Origin of the sequence: Streptomyces montanisoli, from assembly GCF_017813245.1 — a bacterium.
Taxonomy (GTDB): domain Bacteria; phylum Actinomycetota; class Actinomycetes; order Streptomycetales; family Streptomycetaceae; genus Streptomyces; species Streptomyces montanisoli.
Window position 1 is genome coordinate 1 of sequence record NZ_JAGIQL010000310.1, and the last position, 3,340, is coordinate 3,340.

The 3,340-nt window shown below is 72.6% G+C and carries 3 protein-coding genes; 1 reads left to right on the plus strand and 2 read right to left on the minus strand.

What is annotated here, in order from left to right; genetic code table 11:
• Window positions 1–136: 136 nt before the first annotated feature.
• Together ppgK and JFN87_RS32625 are read right to left on the minus strand one after the other, a co-directional pair.
• A complete protein-coding gene (gene ppgK, locus JFN87_RS32620; protein ID WP_209346064.1) occupies window positions 137–877 on the minus strand; it encodes a polyphosphate--glucose phosphotransferase in 741 nt (246 codons plus the stop codon).
• 53 nt (window positions 878–930) lie between these two features.
• Window positions 931–1,944 (minus strand): 4-hydroxy-3-methylbut-2-enyl diphosphate reductase, encoded by a 1,014-nt coding sequence (locus JFN87_RS32625; RefSeq protein ID WP_209346066.1) that lies wholly within the window; start codon window positions 1,942–1,944, stop codon window positions 931–933.
• Between the two features lie 102 nt (window positions 1,945–2,046).
• Between JFN87_RS32625 and xseA the strand changes: the two genes are divergently transcribed.
• Window positions 2,047–3,252 carry an exodeoxyribonuclease VII large subunit gene (gene xseA, locus JFN87_RS32630; RefSeq protein WP_209346068.1) on the plus strand — a complete coding sequence of 402 codons (1,206 nt, stop codon included), beginning with the start codon at window positions 2,047–2,049 and terminating at the stop codon, window positions 3,250–3,252.
• Window positions 3,253–3,340: the final 88 nt, after the last annotated feature.

The following is a 3,340-nucleotide window of genomic DNA, read 5'->3' on the forward strand; positions in this document are numbered from 1 at the left end:
AGGCATACGGAATGCTACGGTGACAGAAGTCCAAACGTATGCTCATCGGATCAGCACGCGCCAGGGGCACGCCAGGGGCACGCCCGGCGCGCCGCCCTCGGGGGCCGGTGGCGCGGCCGTGAGCCGCCGCGCCCGCTCAGTGGCGGGCCGCCGTCATCGCCGCGCCGACGATGCCCGCGTTGTTCTGCAGCTCCGCGGGGACGATCTCCGCCCTGATGCCCTCGATGCGGGGCAGGAACTTGTCCGCCTTGCGGCTCACCCCGCCGCCGATGATGAACAGGTCGGGCGAGAACAGCAGCTCCAGGTGGGCCAGGTACTTCTGCACCCTGTTGCGCGCCCAGCGGCTCCAGCTCAGGTCCTCGTCCTCCTTCGCCTTCGCGGACGCGCGCTTCTCCGCGTCGTGCCCGCGCAGTTCCAGGTGGCCGAGTTCCGTGTTCGGCACGAGCACGCCGTCGTGGAACAGCGCGCTGCCGATCCCCGTGCCGAACGTCAGCATCATCACGACGCCCTTGTGGCCGCGGCCCGCGCCGAAGGCCATCTCGGCGACGCCCGCCGCGTCGGCGTCGTTCATGACGACGACCGGCATGCCGAGCCGGTCCCCGACCAGGGCCCCGGCGTCCACGTCGACCCACGACTTGTCGACGTTCGCCGCCGTGCGCACCACGGAGCCCGTCACCACGCCGGGGAACGTGATGCCGATCGGGCCCGACCAGTCGAAGTGCCGCACCACCTCGACGACGCCTTCGAGTACGCCCTCGGGCGTCGCCGGGTGCGGGGTGAGTACTTTGTGCCGTGCCTGCGCCAGGTCGCCGGCCGCCAGGTCGACGGGCGCGCCCTTGATGCCAGAGCCGCCGATGTCCACTCCGAAGACATTCATGGGCTTACGTTAAGGCCAAGGGCGCGGCGGCCGGCGGCGGGTTGCGGGCGCCTTCAGGACGTGCCGAGCTCCGCGCGCAGGTCCCTGCGCAGCTCCTTCGGCAGCGAGAACGTGATCGACTCCTCGGCCGCCTTGACGATCTCCACGTCCTCGAAGCCGTGCCCCGTCAGCCACTCGAGGACGCCCTCGACCAGCACGTCGGGAACGGAGGCCCCGGAGGTGAGACCGACCGTGGTGACGCCGTCGAGCCATGCCTCGTCGATCTCCTCGGCGCTGTCGACCAGGTGCGCGTCGCGCGCGCCGGCGCCCAGGGCGACCTCGACGAGGCGGACCGAGTTGGACGAGTTCTTCGAGCCGACGACGATCACGAGGTCGGCCGCCGAGCCCATCTGCTTCACGGCGATCTGGCGGTTCTGCGTGGCGTAGCAGATGTCGTCGCTGGGCGGCGAGACCAGCTGCGGGAACTTCTCCTTCAGCCGGTCGACCGTCTCCATCGTCTCGTCCACGGACAGCGTCGTCTGGGACAGCCAGACGACCTTGGACTCGTCGCGCACCTCGACGTCGGGCACATCGGCCGGGCCGTCCACGATCGTGATGTGCTCCGGGGCCTCGCCCGACGTCCCGACGACCTCCTCGTGGCCCTCGTGGCCGATCAGGAGGATGTCGAAGTCCTCCTTCGCGTACCGCACGGCCTCGCGGTGCACCTTCGTGACGAGGGGGCAGGTGGCGTCGATCGTCGCGAGGTTGCGCGCGGCGGCCTCCTCGTGCACGACGGGGGCGACGCCGTGAGCGGAGAACATGACGATCGAGCCCTCGGGGACCTCGGCCGTCTCCTCGACGAAGATGGCGCCCTTCTTCTCGAGCGTTTTCACCACGTACTTGTTGTGGACGATCTCGTGCCTGACGTACACCGGGGCGCCGTACTGCTCCAGGGCCTTCTCCACGGCGATCACTGCGCGGTCCACGCCCGCGCAGTAGCCACGCGGCGAGGCGAGCAGGACGCGCTTTCCGGCGGACGACGCGGATGAGGCGGCTGACGCGGATGACGAGTCGGGCGTTGCAGTCATGCGAACCATCGTACGGGGGGCGCCCCGCCGCGCGGGATCACCCTCAGGGGGCTGTGGACAACCTCGGCGGCGGTGTCGTAGGGGGCCGATACGCTCGGCGGTATGGCTCTGACAACGTCACCGGAGGCCCCGCTCCCCGTCGGCGAGGTGTCGCGGCTGATCGGCGGCTGGATCGACCGGCTCGGCGCGGTGTGGGTGGAGGGGCAGATCACGCAGCTCTCCCGCCGCCCGGGCGCCGGCGTGGTCTTCCTGACGCTGCGCGATCCGTCGTTCGACATCTCGGTCGGGGTGACGTGCTACCGCCAGGTCTTCGACGCCATCGCGGACGTGGTGTCGGAGGGCGCGCGCGTGGTGGTGCACGCGAAGCCGGAGTGGTACGCGCCGCGCGGCCAGCTGTCGCTGCGTGCGGTGGAGATAAGGCCGGTCGGGATGGGCGAGCTGCTCGTACGTCTCGAGCAGCTCAAGAAGTCGCTGGCCGCGGAGGGGCTCTTCGCGCAGGACAGGAAGCGGCCGCTGCCGTTCCTGCCGCAGCTGATCGGCCTGGTCTGCGGGCGCGCGTCCGCGGCGGAGCGCGACGTCCTGGAGAACGCGCGCCGCCGGTGGCCCGCGGTCCGCTTCGAGGTGCGCAACACCGCGGTGCAGGGCGTCAACGCGGTCGCGCAGGTGGTGCAGGCGGTGAAGGAGCTGGACGCGGCCGAGGCGGTGGACGTGATCGTGGTGGCGCGCGGCGGCGGCAGCGTGGAGGATCTGCTGCCGTTCTCGGACGAGCAGCTGGTGCGGGCGGTGGCCGCGTGCCGTACGCCGGTGGTGTCGGCGATCGGCCACGAGCCGGACTCGCCGCTGCTCGACCTGGTCGCGGACGTGCGGGCGTCGACGCCGACGGACGCGGCGAAGCGGGTCGTGCCGGACGTCGGCGAGGAGCTTGAGCAGGTGCGCGGGCTGCGGGACCGCGCGCTGCGCACGGTGCGGGCGCTGCTCGAGCGGGAGGAGCGCGGGCTGGCGCATGCGCTGGCGCGGCCCGTGATGGAGCGGCCGCAGCGGATGGTCGAGGAGCGCGAGGCCGAGGTGACGGCCCTCGCGGACCGCGGCCGCCGCGTGCTGCGCCACCTGCTCGACCGGGCCGACTCGGAGCTGTCGCACACCCTGGCGCGCGTGGTGGCTCTGTCCCCGGCGGCGACGCTGGAGCGCGGGTACGCGGTGCTGCAGCGCGAGGACGGCACGGTGGTCCGCTCGCCCGGCCAGGTCACCCAGGGCGACGCGCTGCGCGCGCGGGTCGCCGAGGGCGAGTTCCCCGTCCGCGCGGACTGAGCGCGCCGGCCGCCGGAGGCGGCGTGGTCGCGCCCTCGGGGGCGCCCACGGCCCGCGCGGCCGAGCCCCGTCGGCGTGCCCACGCACG

Excerpts from the sequence above, each read along its gene's own strand:
- xseA (WP_209346068.1), top strand. The coding sequence starts at position 2,047 with ATGGCTCTGACAACGTCACCGGAGGCCCCGCTCCCCGTCGGCGAGGTG.
- ppgK (WP_209346064.1), bottom strand. The coding sequence starts at position 877 with ATGAATGTCTTCGGAGTGGACATCGGCGGCTCTGGCATCAAGGGCGCG.
- JFN87_RS32625 (WP_209346066.1), bottom strand. The coding sequence starts at position 1,944 with ATGACTGCAACGCCCGACTCGTCATCCGCGTCAGCCGCCTCATCCGCG.